This is a genomic window from Janthinobacterium salmonicoloratum (assembly GCF_051380845.1).
GTDB classification, from domain to species: domain Bacteria; phylum Pseudomonadota; class Gammaproteobacteria; order Burkholderiales; family Burkholderiaceae_D; genus Janthinobacterium; species Janthinobacterium lividum_F.
Genome location: NZ_JBNYXV010000001.1, coordinates 655317 through 671800, shown reverse-complemented (window position 1 = coordinate 671800; position 16484 = coordinate 655317). Strand labels below are relative to the sequence as shown.

The following is a 16484-nucleotide window of genomic DNA, read 5'->3' as shown; positions in this document are numbered from 1 at the left end:
CTTATACGCCTTGCTTGAGCGAGGCGGAAATGAACTCGTCGATGTCGCCATCGAGCACGCCCTTGGTATTGCCCGTCTCGAAACCGGTGCGCAAATCCTTGATGCGGGACTGGTCCAGCACGTAGGAGCGGATCTGGTGACCCCAGCCCACGTCCGTCTTCGAGTCTTCCAGCTTTTGCTGTTCGCTCATGCGCTTGCGCAGTTCATGCTCGTACAGTTTCGCTTTCAGCATTTCCATTGCTTCGGCGCGGTTGCGGTGCTGCGAACGGTCGTTCTGGCACTGCACCACGATGCCGGTCGGCGCATGGGTCATGCGGACGGCGGAGTCGGTCTTGTTGATGTGCTGACCACCGGCGCCCGACGCGCGGTAGGTATCGACGCGGATATCGGCCGGGTTGACGTCGATCTCGATCGAATCATCGACTTCCGGATACACGAACAGCGACGTAAACGAGGTGTGGCGACCGTTGGCCGAGTCGAATGGCGACTTGCGCACCAGACGGTGCACGCCCGTTTCCGTGCGCAGGAAGCCGTAGGCGTGATCGCCCTCGACCTTCAGGGTTGCCGTCTTGATGCCGGCAACCTCGCCGTCGGATTGTTCCAGGATCTCGACCTTGAAGCCCTTGCGTTCGCAATAGCGCAGGTACTGGCGCAGCAGCATCGAAGCCCAGTCCTGGGCTTCCGTACCGCCGGCGCCGGCCTGGATATCGATAAAGCAGTTGTTCGGGTCCATCGGATTGTTGAACATCCGGCGGAACTCCATGCTTTCGATGACCTTGCGGATTTCCTGCACGTCCTGCTCGATCGCTTCGAGTGTCTCGTCGTCGCCTTCTTCGCGGGCCATGTCGAACAGGTCGCGGGTGTCGCGCAGGTCGGCATCGGCCTTGGCCAGCGTGAAGACGATGGCTTCCAGCGCCTTCTTCTCTTTACCGAGGTCCTGGGCGCGCTTGGGATCGTTCCAGACGGTCGGATCTTCCAGCTCTTCGTTGACTTGCTCTAGTTTCTCCGACTTGACAGTGAAGTCAAAGATACCTCCGAAGTTCGGCTTCGCGGACCGTCAGGTCGTTGAGCAGGGCGGAGATGATATTGATGCGTTCGGCTTCCATAATGTTCTGGTCTTCTATGGTGAAATCAAACCCTGAATTATACGCGAGCGCGGCGCGTTTCCGTTGCCGCCGCGGCGCAATTGCTGGCGCACGGGGCAATAAAATGACGATTTTGCTGTATTTGCGACAATATTTTTGCCTTGAAGATGGCTGCCGTGCTGCGTATGATGCTGGCGATATTGTCTTTCCACAGGAATACATCATGCTTCAACTTCCCCGTCTTGCTCTGTTACCGCTGCTGCTGGGTGGCTGCGGCGCCTTGCCGCCCGCCGCCACCGGACCTGCCCGGGCGCCATCGGCCGCGCCGGCCGGCAGCAGCGCCATCCTGGCCCTGCTGGAGACGACGGACTTGCACGCGAACGTGCTCAGTTATGATTACTATAAGCTGCAGGCCGAGCCGTCGATCGGCCTGGAACGCACGGCGGCCTTGATCGCTCAGGCGCGTGCCGAATTCCCGAACAACCTCCTGCTCGACAACGGCGACACCATCCAGGGCACGGCGCTTGCCGACTACCAGGCCCTCGTGAAACCGCTGGCCTGCGACCAGACGCTGGCCATCTACAAGGCCATGAATCTGTTGAAAGTGGACGGCGGCGGCATCGGTAACCATGAATTCAACTACGGCCTGGCGTTCTTGAGCCAGGTGACGGGCAACCGTTTTGACGTCGACAGCGTGGACGCGGCCAAACCGCGCTGCGCCGGCCCCGCGTTCCCGCAAGTGCTGGCCAACGTCTACAGCGTCAAGACGGGCAAGCCCCTGTTTGCGCCATACCACATCATCGACAAGCAGATCACGGCGACCGGCCCCGATGGCAAGACCGTGACGAGCACCGTGAAGGTGGGCATCATCAGCTTTGCGCCACCCACCATCATGGCCTGGGACAAGCGCTGGCTCGAAGGCCGGGTCTACACGCAGGGCGTGCGCGAGACGGCGGAAAAATTCATCCCCGAGATGCGCGCCAAGGGCGCCGAGCTGGTGGTGGCGATCTCGCACGGCGGCCTCGATAACAGCCCGTATTCGCCGAGCATGGAAAACGGCAATTACTACCTGTCGCAAGTGCCGGGCGTGGACGCCATGCTGATCGGCCATTCGCACCAGCTGTTCCCGAACGCCGCCAGCACGGTGCCGCAATTTAATTTGCCCGGCGTCGACAAGGTCAAGGGGCTGGTCAATGGCGTGCCCACCGTGATGGCCAATTTGTGGGGCAAGCACCTGGGCGTGATCGGCTTACGCCTGCGCCATGACGGCAAGCAGTGGGTGGTCGACAAGAGCGCCACCACGGTGGAAGCGCGCGGGATCCAGAACGCGGACAAGAGTTATGTCGCGCCCGACGCGGCCATCGCCAAGCTGGTGGCGGAAGAACACGCGGCCACCATCGCCTACGTGCAGACGCCGGTTGGCGCCACGGACTTCCGCATGTCGACGTATTTCGCCGACGTGGGCGATGTCAGCGCCATCGAAGTGGTAAACCAGGCGCAATCGGGCTATCTGGCCGCATATGTGAAGGCGAACCTGCCGCAGTATGCGCACTTGCCCGTGCTGTCGATGTCGTCGCCGTTCAAGAGCGGCTCGGCCGGCGTGTCCGACTACACGGACGTCAAGGCGGGCAATGTGGCGCTGAATAACGCGGCCGATTTGTACCTGTATCCGAACGCGCTGTACGGCGTGAAGATGAATGGCGCGGAGGTGAAAGCCTGGCTGGAACAGTCGGCGCAGCGTTTCAACACCATCGATCCGCACAAGGCCGCGCCGCAGGAACTGGTCAACACGGCGCACCCGAGCTACAACTTCGATACGCTCACCAGCGCCGACGTGCGCTACCAGATTGACGTCACGCAGCCGCCGGGCCAGCGCATCAAGGCGCTCACCTACAAGGGCAAGCCGATGGGCGGGGGCCAGGAATTCCTCATCGCGACAAATAACTACCGCGCCAGCGGCGGTGGCAATTTCCCTGGCCTCGACGGCAGCAAGACGGTGGTGGCTTCGCCCGACAACAATCGTGAACTGCTGATCGCCTACGTCACGCAGCAGAAAAACCTGACGCGCGCGAAAAACGGCTCGGCGCGCAGCTGGCGCTTCGCCAAAGTCGCCACGCAAGGCCCGGTGGTCTTCCATTCCGCGCCGAACGTGATCGACCTGGCGAAAGCGGCCGGCATCGATAACGTTACGCAGCTGAAGCTTGATGATGGCGCAGGCAAGGGCTTTGCGCTGTATCAGCTCGACCTGTCCAAATGAAGCGGGCGGCATGGCTGCTGGCAGCCGCCCTGGCGTCGCCCCTGGCATTGGCGGCGCCCGATGTCACGGCCCGGGCCAAGGTGTTGATGCGCGCGGGAGAAGCGTCCCAGCCGCAGGCGCGCGCCCTGTTCGAACACGCGGCGGCGCAGGGCAGCGGTCCCGCCGCGTATTACCTGGGCCTGATGGTCAAGAACGGCATGGGCGGGCCGCAGGACGGCGCCGCCGCGCTGGGCTGGCTGGAGCTGGCCGCGCAACGCCAGGTGGCGCCGGCCATGTTCATCGTGGCGAACCTGCTGCAGGACAGTGACGACGCCAGGGCGCGTTTCTGGCTCGATGCGGCCTGCGACCTGGAGTACCCGGAAGCACTGCAGCAGAAATCCGTCGCCCTGGCGGAGGGACGCATGGGCTATGCGCACAACGAGGAGCAGTCGTTTCTGTACCTGAAAATGGCTACGCACGCGATGGGACACCGCCCGCCCGAACCCTGAGGCACCCGTCTACGCCGGTTCTTCCTTCTTCGACCTGACCCGCAAGCTGGCCGCCGCCTCGCCGATGGCGATCGGGTCGCGCGACAGGATGGCTGCACCCAGGTCGACCAGCTTGGCCGCCGCGACGATGGCTGCCTTGATGTCGGCGATGCGCTTGAGCTGCAGCTTGCCCTTGGCGATGGCGCCCTCGATATCGCCGCGCGCCTGCTCGGCGCCTGCGGCGGTCAGGTAAATGCCATACGCGCGAAACAGGGCCACCATCTGGTCCAGGTGGTTTTCATATTGCTCCAGCAGGGCGCGTTCGTCTGGCGCCAGCGCTTCCCGTTCGCGGATGCGCAATTCCAGCACCAGGTTTGACGCTTGCGCCAGGCTGTCGGCGATGGCGTAGCTTTGGTCTTTCGTCAGTTCGGTCAGTGGGGCCATGGGATTCTCCGGTGGGCCTGTCATTTACCAGCGGGCCGGGGCATAGAACGCCGCTTGCCGCTGCAGCGTCGCGACGTCGCGTGAAAACTGCGCCAACTGCCGTTCCAGTTCGGGCGCCTGCAGGCGGTCGAGATTGCTCCGCAGCGCGGCCACGCTGGCTTGCAGCGCGTCGACGGCGGCGACATACGCGGCGACGATCTTTTGCCTTTCCTGCAATTGCCGGCCTTCCAGGTGCAGACGCGTGCGGATATAGTTGGCGGCCAGCGGTTCGCGCGGCGCGGACTTGTCGACGGCGCCGCGCAGCAGCTCCAGGTCGCGTAATTCATCCTGCAAGCCGGCACGGTAGCTGCGCTGGGCATACTCCTTGAGCGCATTGCTGACGATGTCGACGGCTTCCTGCTCATCGAGCAATTCGCGCAAGGCCGATTTCTGCAGGCGCTGCGTGGCCAGGCGGCTCAGGTGTTCGCTCAGTTTCATAACCTTGTCCAGCTTGCCCACATCGAGCAGAGGCGCGCCGCCATCCGGCTGTGCCAGGCCGCCCAGCGCATCGCCCAGTTCGCCAAGCTCTTCCTTGTAGACAGGCAGCTTGTCATCGGCCAGCGCCGCCAGGGTGTGGGCATAGCGCAGCAGGACGTCATTCAGGCTGGCGACCGACGCGCTGGCCTGCGCGATGGCGGCGCAATCGGCGCGCGCCGCCTGTTCGCTGGCTTGCGCATCGAAACGCTCTGCCAGGATCAAACGCTTGCGCATGGCCTTGTCCATGCAGCTGTGGACGCCGCCCGCCAGCATGGGTTCGAAGTGGACCGACATTTTCTGCGTCTGTTCGGCGAAGGTGCGCACGGGCGCGAGGTCAGTTGCGCAGCCGCCCAGCAGCAGGCTGACGACGGCGCCAAGTAGTGGGGGAAAAAGGGACGAGTTCGACGGGCGCTGCATATGGCCTCCATGCGGTAGGAGCGGCTGATTGGACCGGCGCGCACGCGCTGGCATGGCCGACGTTAGCATGCTGGACAGTGCCAGTATTGCGCCAGATCAGCGGCCAGGCGAATAGCCGAGCTCGCCTGCTTGTCTGTCGCGTTTTGCCACAGTCATGTTGCCGAATGGCGCAGTTGCGCCAATTTGCCTCATATTTTCCTTACAAAAGACTGACATCAGGCCAGCAATTGCGTCTTTTCCGCATGTTGCGACGCGTCATATGTAGTTGTTGCTGGTGCATGTTTACTCACCTACAATGATTTATCGATGGGGCGGTTATCCAGCGTACGACTATAAAAATAAGTGGCATTAAAAACGTTGTATCAGAGGAGATGACAATGAATTTGAAACAGAAATTGCTCGTGGCAAGTTTGGTTTTGGGTTTCTCGCAGGCGGCAGTCGCAGCCGACCCCATCAAGATCGGCGTGTCCGGTCCGTTCACGGGCGGTTCCGCGCCGATGGGCGTGTCGATGCGCGACGGCGTCAAGCTGGCCGTCGCTGAAATCAATGCCAAGGGTGGCGTACTGGGCCGTTCCCTGCTGCTGATCGAGCGCGATGACGAAGCGAAGAACGAACGCGGCGTGCAAATCGCCCAAGAGCTGATCAACAAGGAAAAGGTCGCCGCCACCGTCGGCTACATCAATACGGGCGTGGCCCTGGCGTCGCAGCGCTTCTACCAGGAAGCGAAAATTCCCGTCATGAACAATGTGGCGACGGGTTCCATTGTCACCAAGCAATTCGCCGACCAGCCGGAAAACTACATTTTCCGCAATGCGGCCAATGACACCATCCAGTCCGGCATGATCGTGCATGAGGCCATCGAGAGCCGCAAGTTCAAGAAAGTGGCGATCCTGGCCGACTCCACCAACTATGGCCAGCTGGGCCGCGAAGACCTGGAAAAGGCGCTGGACAAGAAGGGCATCAAGCCCGTTGTCGTTGAAAAATACAACATCAAGGACGTCGACATGACGGCCCAGCTGTTGAAAGCCAAGCAGGCGGGGGCGGAAGTCGTGCTGACTTACGGCATCGGCCCGGAACTGGCGCAGATCGCCAACGGCATGGAAAAACTGGGCTGGAAAGTGCCGCTGATCGGCAGCTGGACCCTGGCCATGGGTAACTTCATCGACAACGCAGGCAAGAACGGCAATGGCACGCGCATGCCGCAAACCTTCATCCAGGATGCCAGCACGCCGAAGCGCAAGGCCTTCATCGACGCCTATGTGGCAGCCTACAAGCCATCGGGCGGGCGCATGCCATCGGCCGTCTCGGCCGCGCAAGGCTACGATTCCATCTACCTGCTGGCAGCCGCCTTCACGCAGGCAGGCGGTACGGACGGCCCGAAAGTGCGCGCCGCGCTGGAAAACCTGAATGAAAAAGTGGAGGGCGCCGTCACCACCTATAACAAGCCGTTCAGCAAAACCAACCATGAAGCGATCACGGCCGAACTGACCGTGTTTGGCGAAGTCAAGGACGGCAAGGTCGTCCTTGCCAAATAAGTCCGGCTAATTCCAACCATCTAGCCGCGAAATGGCCAGCCTTGAGGAATCAGGACTGGCCATTTTTTCATCTTTCGTCTTCCGGGGACTACCATGGAAATCTTCCTGCAGCTCGTCTTCAGCGGCATCGCGCTGGGCATGATCTATGCCGTCATCGCCTTCGGCTATCAGCTGACCTTTGCCACTTCCGGCACCCTCAATTTCGGCCAGGGCGAATCCCTGATGCTGGGCGCGCTCGTGGGCCTTTCCCTGGTGGGCACCATCCACGGCGGCCCGTACATGAGCTATCTCTTGATGATCCCCATCGTCATCGTCTTCGGCGCCTTGCAGGGCGTGTTCGTCGAATGGATAGGCGTGCGGCCCGCCATCAAGATCAAGTCCGAATTCGGCTGGATCATGTCGACCATCGCGCTGGCCATCATTTTCAAGAACGTGGCGGAAAATATCTGGGGCAAGGATGACCTGATGTTCCCGTCGCCGCTGTCGGCCGCGCCGTTCCAGGTGTTTGGCGCCAATGTGCAGCAGATGCAGGTGGCCGTGATCGTCGGCGCGCTGGCCATCATGCTGGCCGTCGAAGTGTTCAACCGCAAATCGATCTACGGCAAGGCCGTCGTGGCGACGGCGAATGACCGCGACGCGGCCGGCCTGATGGGCATCAACACGGGCATGGTCATCACCTTTTCCTACGCGCTGTCGTCGGCCACGGCCGCCTTTGCGGGCGTGCTGGTGGCGCCGTTGACCTTGACGGGGGCCACCATGGGCGCCTCGCTCGGTTTGAAGGCATTTGCCGTGGCCATCATCGGCGGCCTGACCTCGGGCGTGGGCGCCATCGTCGGCGGACTGATACTCGGCATCGCCGAAACGACCACCGGCTACTACATTTCCACCGGCTACAAGGAAGTGCCTGGCCTGCTGCTCCTGCTGCTGGTGCTGGCCATCAAGCCGTCCGGCCTGTTCGGCAAAGCCGCGATCAAGAAAGTCTGAGGATCACATGAACAAGAAAATCACCATGCTGGCGCTGAGCGCGGTGGGCCTGGCCGCGCTCGTGCTGTTCCCCATCGTCATTCCGAATCCCTATTACATCCACCTGGCCGAGACCATTCTGATCTACGCCATCCTGCTGTTCGGCCTCGATATCGTCGTCGGCTACACGGGGCAGGTGTCGCTGGGTCATGCGGGCCTGTTCGGCATCGGCTCGTACGCCACGGGCGTGCTGGTATTCAAGCTGGGCGCGCCGTTCTGGCTGGCCATCCCCGCCAGTATCGTGGGCGCGGCCGTGTTTGGCGCCATCCTGGCCTTGCCTGCCTTGCGCGTGACGGGGCCCTACCTGGCCATGGTGACTCTGGCCTTCGGCACCATCGTGCAAATCCTGATCAATGAAATGAGCTTCCTGACGGAAGGGCCGATGGGCATCAAGATCCACAAGCCCGTCCTGTTCGGCCATAAACTGACAGAGGTGGAGTACTACTATATGGTCGCCGCGCTGCTGGTGATCTCGCTGGTGGTGGTGCACCGTATTTTGAAGTCGAACCTGGGGCGGGCGTTTGAAGCCTTGCGCGACAGTCCCATCGCCTCGGACTGCATGGGCGTGTCCGTCTACCGCTACAAAGTCTACGCTTTCGTCATCAGCGCCGGTTTCGCGGGCCTGGCCGGTAGCCTGTATGCATATTCGGAAGAATACATTTCGCCCAATACCTACAACTTCGAGCTGACGATCTTGTTCCTGCTGGCCGTCATCATGGGCGGACGCAAGACGCGCTCGGGCGCGCTGATCGGCGCCTTGATCGTCGTCATGTTGCCCAGCCTCCTGTCGGACATCGAATTGTTCCGCAAGATCGCCGTCAGCGCCGCCGTGCTGGGCGTGATCGGTTCCACCTTCATGCTGGCCAAGAAGCGCTCTACGCTGCGCGGCGTGCTCGTGCCCCTGGTGGCCACCATCGGCCTGGCTGCGTTTTCCTACAAACTGGACAACATGGTCGACTGGCGTTTGACCATCTTCGGCCTGATGACCCTGTTCGTCGTGTACTACCTGCAGGACGGCATCGTGGGCTTTTTGATGAGCTTTATCGGCAAGGGCCGGCGCCATGTGCAAGCCGTCGCTTCTCAAGGTGTGGCGCCGTTCGCGCAGATCGACCCTGCACAGGGCGGGCAGCAGGGCGCGACCCTGCTGCGCGTGGATCAGGCCCTGATGCAGTTCGGCGGTCTGAAAGCGCTGAACCAGGTGGACTTGAACGTCACGCAAGGCTCCGTGCATGGCTTGATCGGGCCGAACGGCTCGGGCAAGAGCACGATGATGAACGTGCTGACGGGGATCTACAAGCCGACGGCGGGTAAAGTGGAATTCGCCGGCGCCGTGATCTCCGGCCGCACGCCGTCCGAAATCGCGCTGGGCGGCGTGGCGCGCACCTTTCAGAACGTGCAGCTGTTCGGCGAGATGACGGCCACCGAGAACGTGCTGGTGGGCTTGCACAATACCTTCAAATCGAATGTGCTGGACGTGATGCTGCATACGCCCCGCTACAAGCGCGAAGAAACGGCCGCGCGCGAGCGGGCCGCCAGTATCCTTGAATTCGTGGGTTTGGCCGACCTGGCCAACGAAGAGGCGCGCAATCTGCCGTACGGCAAGCAGCGGCTGCTGGAAATCGGCCGCGCGCTGGGCCTCAACCCGCGCCTGCTGCTGCTCGACGAGCCGGCGGCGGGGCTGACGGCGCCCGACATCAAGGAATTGATGGCCATCATCCGCAAGATCCGCGAGCACGGCATCACCATCATCCTGATCGAGCATCACATGGATGTGGTGATGGCGCTGTCGGACGTGGTGACGGTGCTGGACTTCGGCCAGAAGATCGCCGAAGGCGTGCCGAGTGCCGTGCAGAGCGATCCGAAAGTGATCGAAGCCTACCTGGGCGGCAGCGCCGAAACCCTGGCGCCAGCGGCGCACTGAGAGGAAGACCATGCTGACCATTAACAATCTGCACGCCGCCTACGGCAAAGTCGAAGTCCTGCACGGCATTTCGCTCGACGTCCCGAAGGGCAAGCTGGTGACCCTGATCGGCTCGAACGGCGCCGGCAAGACCACCACCATGCGCGCCATTTCCGGCATGCTGAAACCCAAATCCGGCACCGTCACCCTGGGCGGCAAGGATGTCACGGGTTTAGACTCGCACCGCATCGCCCGCGCCGGACTGGCCCACTCGCCGGAAGGACGGCGCGTGTTTGCCTCGATGTCGGTGACGGACAACCTGCTGCTGGGCGCATTTCCCCGCTTTACGCGGGCGCGCCCGAAAGGCGACATCAAGGGCGACCTGGACAAGGCGCTGGAGCTGTTCCCCCGCCTGAAGGAGAGGCGCGACCAGCTGGCCGGCACGCTTTCCGGCGGCGAACAGCAAATGCTGGCCATGGCCCGCGCCGTGATGCTGAACCCGGAAGTGATCTTGCTGGACGAACCGTCGATGGGACTGGCGCCCATCCTGGTAGAGGAAGTCTTCCGCATCATCACGCGATTAAAGGCGGAAGGCGTGACCATGCTGCTGGTCGAGCAATTCGCCGCCGCCGCCCTGAACGTGGCCGATTACGGCTACGTGCTGGAGAACGGCAGTATTTCCGTGCACGGCCCGGCCGAGAGTTTAAAGAACGATCCGAAGGTGATCGCGGCGTATCTGGGCGGTGGGCATTAAAGCGGCAATGGGACCACTGCGCCTGCAGGGTGCGGTTTTTCTTGCAAAAGGGTTATGCTACCGACTTATTATCTTGGAATGCAACGATGACGACGCCAGATATGGATGTTGCGGAGTGGGAGCCACTTGACCTTGAATGGCACGGGGACTTCGCGTTTATGGACGGGGCGTTACTGGGGGACGAGTGTGCACGCGAGATATACATCATGCTCGCGCTTGCAGGAAAGCCGCCCTTTGAGATCGCTCAAGAGGCAAGTGCCAGGCATTTTCCGCCGTCGCCATTGTCTGTTCGGCAAGTAGTCTGGCGACATCGAAGCCATCCGGGTTTGTTGCGCGATAGTCAGCGTGATTACCACCTGCTCCCGCAGTACCTTGCGCGATATGGCTACCATGCGGTACAGGCCTTGCCGTTTCGTTTCAAAGGCACTCTGGAAAACCTGGGATACCATTACTGGCGTGACCAGTCCAGCGCCTATTGGTTTGATGATTATTCGGTCACTTTAATGGTTGATGTAAAGCACCAGGATCTTGCTTTGCTCGAGCCGGCGCCAGCTTTTGTATCAGCCGATTGCGCGCTGTTCAGCGATGGCGTGAATGTCTTTCTGTCTGGAAAGGTGACCGCGAGTGCGCACGACCAGATACGTTATACCAATCACCCGGCTTACCGGGTGATCAACGGACAGGTCTACAGAGGATATAAGCGATTGCACCAGAAGGATGGCACACCTTTGCTCATCGCCAATCCTGACGGCTTTCACATGCTTGCGCGGCGCTGGGGAACGGATGGAGCGTCGATTATTGTGCAGGCACAGCAGGGATCGAGCGTTGCATACGAATACTTTTACCGCATTGACAATGCCGATCTGGCCACATTCACCGTACTGAACGAACGTTATGCGAAGGATAGGCAAAGTGCGTATTATTTGACGGGAAAGTCCATGCGCTATGTGGGCGATTTCCAATTGCTCAAGTGCCGGCAGCCGGAATTTGATGAGGCTGGCCGGGTGGTGTCTGCGAGTGAATATCAGCACGAGTATATTGCCGTGGATGATCAGTTTGTTTACGCAGCAGGGACGCGTGTGCGTGGCGCTCACGGCCCCAGCTTTCAACACCTCGGATTCGACTATTACCGCGATCATCAGCGCGCTTACTGTCGCAACAAACCGCTGCATGTGGATGTAGACAGTTTCGTCGTGGCGCAGTTATATCATGCAGGACGCGATTACTCGCCGATACTGGTGGGCGACCGAAATGGGCCGCTGGGCAGCGACGGGGTACTCGACAAGGCCATGCAGCTGGAGTGGGCGCCATTTTTCGAGGCGCATCCGCAACTGACGGATTACTGGTGGCACCGCTTGCAGGCGCAGGAAGAGGCGCAGGCGGCACCAGAGGAAGAAATCTCGGCGCGGCGTGTCATCGGTCTTGGCTTCGAACTGGGCCGACAGGTGTACTTTCATGGACGGCCTATCATCGGATTGGATGCAGCCAGCTTCAAATTATTGGGTAAACATCTGTGCGGCGATGTCAATGGCTTGTATCTGATCCCGTATCATGGGGTTGACAGCGCCGTGCCTGAACGGTTTTCTACTGAGTCTGTGGAACATTTCAGCGCATTCGATTCGACTTACCTGAGTGACGGTAAAACAGTATATTGCCACAGAATTTTCTATCACTGTCCTCAGCCCATTTTCAAGGCTGACATTGCCACCTTCGTGAGCTGTGGTTATGGCTGGGCCAAGGATAGCCGTGCCGTTTACCACATGGGGCAGGCAAAAAAAAGCCTCGGTCCTGAAAATACACAGATACTTGGTACTTATGCGTTCAATTCCACATTGATGATGTTCCATGGCAAGCCATTGGATGTCGAGTTCAGCCCGGAAGAAGTCTCGGTGCCGCATCCTCATTTTCTGCAGCTAGGCACGCGTAAATTGTTTTGTGGCCGACGCCCGCTGAGCGCCAAGCGCATAGACTTGGCCACGTTAGCGTTTCTCGATGATCGCCATGCGCGCGACAAGCAACGGTTCTACCGCTACGAAGGCCATGCCGGATTGACTGAGGTGAGCGAAGAGGACTACCGGGTGGGACTCGCAAACCAGACAGTATCGTGACGCTTATCCTGAGTGGTCATCTGCTGGCCCCAGGACTTCCTCGGTCTATTGGTTTGTGACGAGGCGCCGTTTCAGGGGCGTCACAGCCATTCCCACGGCTGCTGCTGCCAGACGATAACGCGCGGCAGCAGCACCAGCAGCGCCAGGAATGGAAGAGCGTTTCCAGTTCGGGCGCCAAGCGTTCGAGGGCTGCCGCGTCGATGAGCGTGCGCAGGCGCACACTACTTGCCGCAGAGGAAATCGAGAAGCTGGCTTCGGCTTGCCAAATCCTCTACACTGCGCGCTTCCTCATATGGCGTAGAACAGCTCTCATGCGCAGCAACTTCAGGTATCGCCCCCTCGTTCTCATCCTGCTCTCAGCCATGGCCTGCGCCGACGATGGCGCGCTGCAAAAAGTGGAGGTCTTCGCCGCCAGCGGCGCTGCGCAGCGCGAAGCCGACACGGCCGCCAGAATCATTATTGGTCGTGACGATATCAGCCAGTACGGCGATAACGACCTTGCTGCCGTGCTCAAACGCCAGCCTGGCGTGTCGGTGGTTGGCAACGAGGTGCGCATGCGGGGCCTGGGCGCCGGCTACACGCAAATGCTGATCAACGGCGACCCCGCGCCACCGGGTTTTTCCGTTGAATCCATCGCGCCCGAAATGATCGAGCGCATCGAGATTTTGCGCAGCGCGACGGCCGAATACAGCATGCAAGCCGTCGCCGGCAGCATCAACGTGGTCTTGCGCAAGGGCGCCAGCGGCGCCGAGCGCGAATGGAAACTGGGCGCGGGCCGGCAGAATGGCCGCTGGCAGCCTGCCGTGTCCTTGCGCGTGGCGGACAAGCTGCCCGGTTTCGCCTATACGCTGACGGGCGCGCTGGAGCGCACGGCCGATGACGTGGCGGGACGGACGACTGAAACAATCGCTGATTCCACCGGCATGTTGCTGGCGCTGCGTGACACGCGCACGCGCAACGCTTCGTCCGTCAACAAGGCCAGCCTGACGCCGCGCCTGCACTGGACCCTGGACAATGGCGACACGCTCACCTGGCAAAGCTTGCTGGACTGGTATCGCACGGGGTTTGACGGTGTGGCCCGCGAAACGGTGCTGACGGGGGCGGCCAGCAGCTACCCGCGCAATGGCGCCGCCTCGCAGGCCAGCGTGTTGTCGGCGCGCAGCGATGTGAGCTGGGCGCACTCGCTGGGAACGGCGGGCAAGCTGACGGGCAAGTTGGGCGTCAACCACAACCGGCGCGATACGGATTACGCCTTCCATGGCGAGGCGGCCGATGGCGCGCCCCTGCTGCTGCGCGGCGTGGTCTCCGACGCCATCGATGACAGCGTCAGCAGCAGCGGAAAATACCTGGGAAGGCTGGGCGGCGGGCATGCCCTGAGCCTGGGCTGGGACGGCAGCCTGATAAGCCGTAGCGAGTCGCGCCGCCAGCGCGACACGTATTTTGCCGGCGGCGCACCGTATGCGCTCGATGAAGACTACACGGCCGATGTACGTCGCCTGGCCCTGTATGCGCAGGATGAATGGGATGTGACACCGCGCCTGCAAATGTATGCGGGCGTGCGCTGGGAAGGCTTGCAGACGGCGACCGAAGGGCGCACTTTGAGCGAAGTGCGCACGCGGGCCAGCGTCTGGAGTCCCGTGGCGCAGCTGCTGTGGAAGCTGCCGGAGCAGGAGCGCGACCAGCTGCGGCTGGCGCTGGCGCGCACCTACAAGGCGCCCACCACGCGCAACCTGGTGCCGCGCCGCTATACCGTCAACAATGGCAATGGCGCCAATAATCCCGATTTTCAGGGCAATCCCGACCTGCGCCCGGAGCTGGCGTGGGGGCTGGACGCGGCCTGGGAGAGCTATTTTGGCAAGAGCGGCGTGGCCAGCCTGTCGGCATACACGCGGCGCATCAGCGACGTCACCGTGCAGCACCTGTTCCAGCACGATGGCATCTGGATTGCCAGCCCGTTCAACAATGGCACTGCCACGGTGCGCGGCATCGAAATGGATGTGAAATTCCCCTTGCGGACCTGGTGGGTGCAGGCGCCCGATATCGACGTGCGCGCCAATGCGGGGCGCAACTGGTCGAGCGTCGCCGCCGTGCCGGGTCCCGGCAACCGCCTGGCCAGCCATGTGCCGGCCACGCTCAACCTGGGACTCGATTACCGGCTCTCGCCGAGGATGAGCATGGGCGGTAATCTGAACGTGCAGACGGGCGGCCTGGCGCGGCTCGATGCGCATGCCAGCAGCCATGCGGGCGTGCGGCGCACCCTTGACGCATATGCGCTGTGGCAGCCGGACGCGAAAACGCGCGTGCGCCTGTCGGCGGCCAACCTGCTGCATCAGCAGCAGGTGCAGGGGCAATCCTATGTGGATGATGCGGGCCGCAGCGATAGCGTGACGGCCCTGGACGGCAGCGCAGCGCTGCGCCTGATGTTCGAGCGCAGCCTGTAAGCATCAGTGTCTGGTGGGCTTTTCCTGCTGCACCAGGATGAATGGGCTGACGACGACGGCCCATAGCGCGGCATCGGCTGCCTGCCAGTCCAGCGCCTGCTGGTCCGACACCTTGGCCACTTTGCCATCGACCATCCACTGCGTGATGGTGGCCTTGTCGTCGTGCGAGATGCGCACGGCCACTTCGACCAGGTCCAGTTCATTGGCGACCCAGACGACGTTGCCCTGGGCGAAGTGTTTTTCCAGCTCGCTCCAGGCCAGGCGGGCCGTTTCGCTGTTCACTTTGAGGCGTAGTTCGGTGTCTTTTTCAGGATTGGTTTGCATGCGAAATATCAGGTTGCGGTGAGTCGGGTGCCGATGCGCGCGGTTATTTGCCTGGCAGGGCTTCCACGTGCGGCGTCGGCGTACCCTGCCATGTTAACCGATAGGCCGTGCCTTTGCGAACATTGCCCACGAGGGCAGGGCGGAAGCAGGCGAGGTTGGTGCCGCCCGCCAGCCGGGTACTGGGGAAGATGATGCCCATGGAACCGGCTTCGAGGAGGATGGCGGCCAGGTCTTGCGAGGCGATGTAGCTGGCCGGATCGAGGCAAGCCTGGTAGCGCTCCTGGCCGCGCAAGTCGTGGAAGCTGGCGGAAAAATCGGCCAGCAGCGACTGGTAGTTGACGCTGTCGTCGAAATAATCGATTTCCTGGTATTCCACGGTTTTGTGGAAAATGATCTCCGCCAGCGCCGTTTTCATGTCGAAGGCGCAATACCAGGCCCCCCGTTCGCCATCGTTGAAACGCGCCCCTTCCGGGCGGGCGTACGTGTAGGCGGCATTGATGATGCGAAAGTGCGGCACGCCAAAAACCAGCTCGTCCACGCCAATTCCTGGCGCGCCGCCGTACTCGGCCACCAGGCGCGCGTTGGTCGCGTTATCGAGCTCGAACAACTCGCGCAGGTGGTCGTCGTCCTCGGCCAGGGGCGCCAGCACGGAGTCTTCCATGTCGGCGAAGCGCGAAGGAATCAGGCGGCAGGTGTCGATCTGGCGCAAGGCGGCCAGCGGCGGCAGGGGAGTATTCGGGGCGGCAGGCACGCTTACAGCCCTCCGCGGCGCGCGTCGAGCAGCTTGCGCACGGTCTGCATCGCCAGCAAGCCGCCGGCCAGCATCTGCGACAGGGGCGTGCGCCCGCCGAAGATGGGGTTTTTGTTGGGCAGACTCACCCATTCGTCCGCCAGTTTGTCGCCATACAGGATGTGCAAGGCCTTGTAGATGCCCAGCAAATAGGAAATGCGCGTGATGCGGTCCACTTCCAGCACGCGGTCCGGGTGCTTCTTCCACTCGTAATAGGCGCTGCTGGACAGACCGCCCAGCAATTCGCGCGCATCGTCGTCGCGCAGTTTCCAGGCGGCGGCCAGCTTGAAAAACCCTTTCAATGCCGCCTGCGACAATCGCTCGCGCTCGGCTTTGGCATTCAGGTCGACGAGCACGGCCGGCTCGAAGCGGCTCTTGGGGTAGGCATAGGCGAGATTCATGGCAGTCCTTCTTTAAAACTCT

15 protein-coding genes are annotated in these 16484 nt (G+C 61.7%); 8 read left to right on the top strand and 7 right to left on the bottom strand.

What is annotated here, in order from left to right; all coding sequences use genetic code 11:
• Position 1: 1 nt before the first annotated feature.
• A protein-coding gene (prfB, locus tag ACQ4WY_RS03115) for a peptide chain release factor 2 (RefSeq protein WP_150130978.1) occupies positions 2 to 1106 on the bottom strand; the annotation gives its coding sequence in 2 pieces (ribosomal slippage) (positions 2 to 1024 and positions 1026 to 1106; 1104 coding nt in all).
• A complete protein-coding gene (locus ACQ4WY_RS03110; RefSeq protein WP_436504450.1) occupies positions 1023 to 1310 on the bottom strand; it encodes a hypothetical protein in 288 nt (95 codons plus the stop codon). The genes prfB and ACQ4WY_RS03110 overlap by 84 nt, the downstream gene beginning before the upstream one ends.
• On the opposite strand from ACQ4WY_RS03110, the gene ACQ4WY_RS03105 reads away from it, so the two are divergent.
• A complete protein-coding gene (locus ACQ4WY_RS03105; protein WP_436502774.1) occupies positions 1309 to 3342 on the top strand; it encodes a bifunctional 2',3'-cyclic-nucleotide 2'-phosphodiesterase/3'-nucleotidase in 2034 nt (677 codons plus the stop codon). The genes ACQ4WY_RS03110 and ACQ4WY_RS03105 overlap by 2 nt on opposite strands.
• Positions 3339 to 3830, top strand: a complete 492-nt coding sequence (locus ACQ4WY_RS03100; RefSeq protein ID WP_436502773.1) for a tetratricopeptide repeat protein — start codon at positions 3339 to 3341, stop codon at positions 3828 to 3830. The genes ACQ4WY_RS03105 and ACQ4WY_RS03100 overlap by 4 nt, the downstream gene beginning before the upstream one ends.
• A gap of 9 nt (positions 3831 to 3839) precedes the next feature.
• On the opposite strand, the gene ACQ4WY_RS03095 is transcribed toward ACQ4WY_RS03100, so the two are convergent.
• Entirely contained in the window at positions 3840 to 4253 is a 414-nt protein-coding gene (locus tag ACQ4WY_RS03095) for a hypothetical protein (protein WP_436502772.1), read from the bottom strand.
• Positions 4254 to 4277: 24 nt separating this feature from the next.
• Complete coding sequence (locus ACQ4WY_RS03090; RefSeq protein WP_436502771.1) at positions 4278 to 5186, bottom strand: hypothetical protein; 909 nt, start codon at positions 5184 to 5186, stop codon at positions 4278 to 4280.
• Positions 5187 to 5563: 377 nt separating this feature from the next.
• Between ACQ4WY_RS03090 and ACQ4WY_RS03085 the strand changes: the two genes are divergently transcribed.
• The 6 genes from ACQ4WY_RS03085 to ACQ4WY_RS03060 all read left to right on the top strand — a co-directional run bounded on the left by ACQ4WY_RS03085 (position 5564) and on the right by ACQ4WY_RS03060 (position 14947).
• Positions 5564 to 6721, top strand: a complete 1158-nt coding sequence (locus ACQ4WY_RS03085; RefSeq protein WP_353656789.1) for an ABC transporter substrate-binding protein — start codon at positions 5564 to 5566, stop codon at positions 6719 to 6721.
• Between the two features lie 93 nt (positions 6722 to 6814).
• On the top strand, positions 6815 to 7705 hold the full coding sequence (locus ACQ4WY_RS03080; protein ID WP_034782923.1) for a branched-chain amino acid ABC transporter permease: 891 nt from the start codon (positions 6815 to 6817) through the stop codon (positions 7703 to 7705).
• 7 nt (positions 7706 to 7712) lie between these two features.
• A complete protein-coding gene (locus ACQ4WY_RS03075; RefSeq protein ID WP_436502770.1) occupies positions 7713 to 9665 on the top strand; it encodes a branched-chain amino acid ABC transporter ATP-binding protein/permease in 1953 nt (650 codons plus the stop codon).
• A 10-nt stretch (positions 9666 to 9675) separates the two neighbouring features.
• The gene (locus ACQ4WY_RS03070) at positions 9676 to 10398 is read left to right on the top strand and encodes an ABC transporter ATP-binding protein (RefSeq protein ID WP_099667581.1); all 723 of its coding nucleotides are present in this window, start codon (positions 9676 to 9678) and stop codon (positions 10396 to 10398) included.
• A gap of 86 nt (positions 10399 to 10484) precedes the next feature.
• Positions 10485 to 12506 (top strand): DKNYY domain-containing protein, encoded by a 2022-nt coding sequence (locus tag ACQ4WY_RS03065; RefSeq protein ID WP_436502769.1) that lies wholly within the window; start codon positions 10485 to 10487, stop codon positions 12504 to 12506.
• Positions 12507 to 12817: 311 nt separating this feature from the next.
• Entirely contained in the window at positions 12818 to 14947 is a 2130-nt protein-coding gene (locus ACQ4WY_RS03060) for a TonB-dependent receptor plug domain-containing protein (RefSeq protein ID WP_436502768.1), read from the top strand.
• Positions 14948 to 14950: 3 nt separating this feature from the next.
• Here ACQ4WY_RS03060 and ACQ4WY_RS03055 read toward each other — a convergent pair whose 3' ends face one another.
• The 3 genes from ACQ4WY_RS03055 to ACQ4WY_RS03045 are packed head-to-tail and all read right to left on the bottom strand — an operon-like array spanning position 14951 to position 16462.
• A complete protein-coding gene (locus ACQ4WY_RS03055; protein ID WP_353656795.1) occupies positions 14951 to 15271 on the bottom strand; it encodes a DUF2288 domain-containing protein in 321 nt (106 codons plus the stop codon).
• A 43-nt stretch (positions 15272 to 15314) separates the two neighbouring features.
• Positions 15315 to 16022, bottom strand: a complete 708-nt coding sequence (locus ACQ4WY_RS03050; protein WP_436502767.1) for an RES family NAD+ phosphorylase — start codon at positions 16020 to 16022, stop codon at positions 15315 to 15317.
• A gap of 2 nt (positions 16023 to 16024) precedes the next feature.
• On the bottom strand, positions 16025 to 16462 hold the full coding sequence (locus tag ACQ4WY_RS03045) for an MbcA/ParS/Xre antitoxin family protein (protein WP_046682984.1): 438 nt from the start codon (positions 16460 to 16462) through the stop codon (positions 16025 to 16027).
• Positions 16463 to 16484: the final 22 nt, after the last annotated feature.

Coding starts and splice junctions, on each gene's coding strand:
- ACQ4WY_RS03105 (WP_436502774.1), top strand. CDS start 1,309: ATGCTTCAACTTCCCCGTCTTGCTCTGTTACCGCTGCTGCTGGGTGGC.
- ACQ4WY_RS03110 (WP_436504450.1), bottom strand. CDS start 1,310: ATGATGTATTCCTGTGGAAAGACAATATCGCCAGCATCATACGCAGCA.
- ACQ4WY_RS03100 (WP_436502773.1), top strand. CDS start 3,339: ATGAAGCGGGCGGCATGGCTGCTGGCAGCCGCCCTGGCGTCGCCCCTG.
- ACQ4WY_RS03095 (WP_436502772.1), bottom strand. CDS start 4,253: ATGGCCCCACTGACCGAACTGACGAAAGACCAAAGCTACGCCATCGCC.
- ACQ4WY_RS03090 (WP_436502771.1), bottom strand. CDS start 5,186: ATGCAGCGCCCGTCGAACTCGTCCCTTTTTCCCCCACTACTTGGCGCC.
- ACQ4WY_RS03085 (WP_353656789.1), top strand. CDS start 5,564: ATGAATTTGAAACAGAAATTGCTCGTGGCAAGTTTGGTTTTGGGTTTC.
- ACQ4WY_RS03080 (WP_034782923.1), top strand. CDS start 6,815: ATGGAAATCTTCCTGCAGCTCGTCTTCAGCGGCATCGCGCTGGGCATG.
- ACQ4WY_RS03075 (WP_436502770.1), top strand. CDS start 7,713: ATGAACAAGAAAATCACCATGCTGGCGCTGAGCGCGGTGGGCCTGGCC.
- ACQ4WY_RS03070 (WP_099667581.1), top strand. CDS start 9,676: ATGCTGACCATTAACAATCTGCACGCCGCCTACGGCAAAGTCGAAGTC.
- ACQ4WY_RS03065 (WP_436502769.1), top strand. CDS start 10,485: ATGACGACGCCAGATATGGATGTTGCGGAGTGGGAGCCACTTGACCTT.
- ACQ4WY_RS03060 (WP_436502768.1), top strand. CDS start 12,818: ATGCGCAGCAACTTCAGGTATCGCCCCCTCGTTCTCATCCTGCTCTCA.
- ACQ4WY_RS03055 (WP_353656795.1), bottom strand. CDS start 15,271: ATGCAAACCAATCCTGAAAAAGACACCGAACTACGCCTCAAAGTGAAC.
- ACQ4WY_RS03045 (WP_046682984.1), bottom strand. CDS start 16,462: ATGAATCTCGCCTATGCCTACCCCAAGAGCCGCTTCGAGCCGGCCGTG.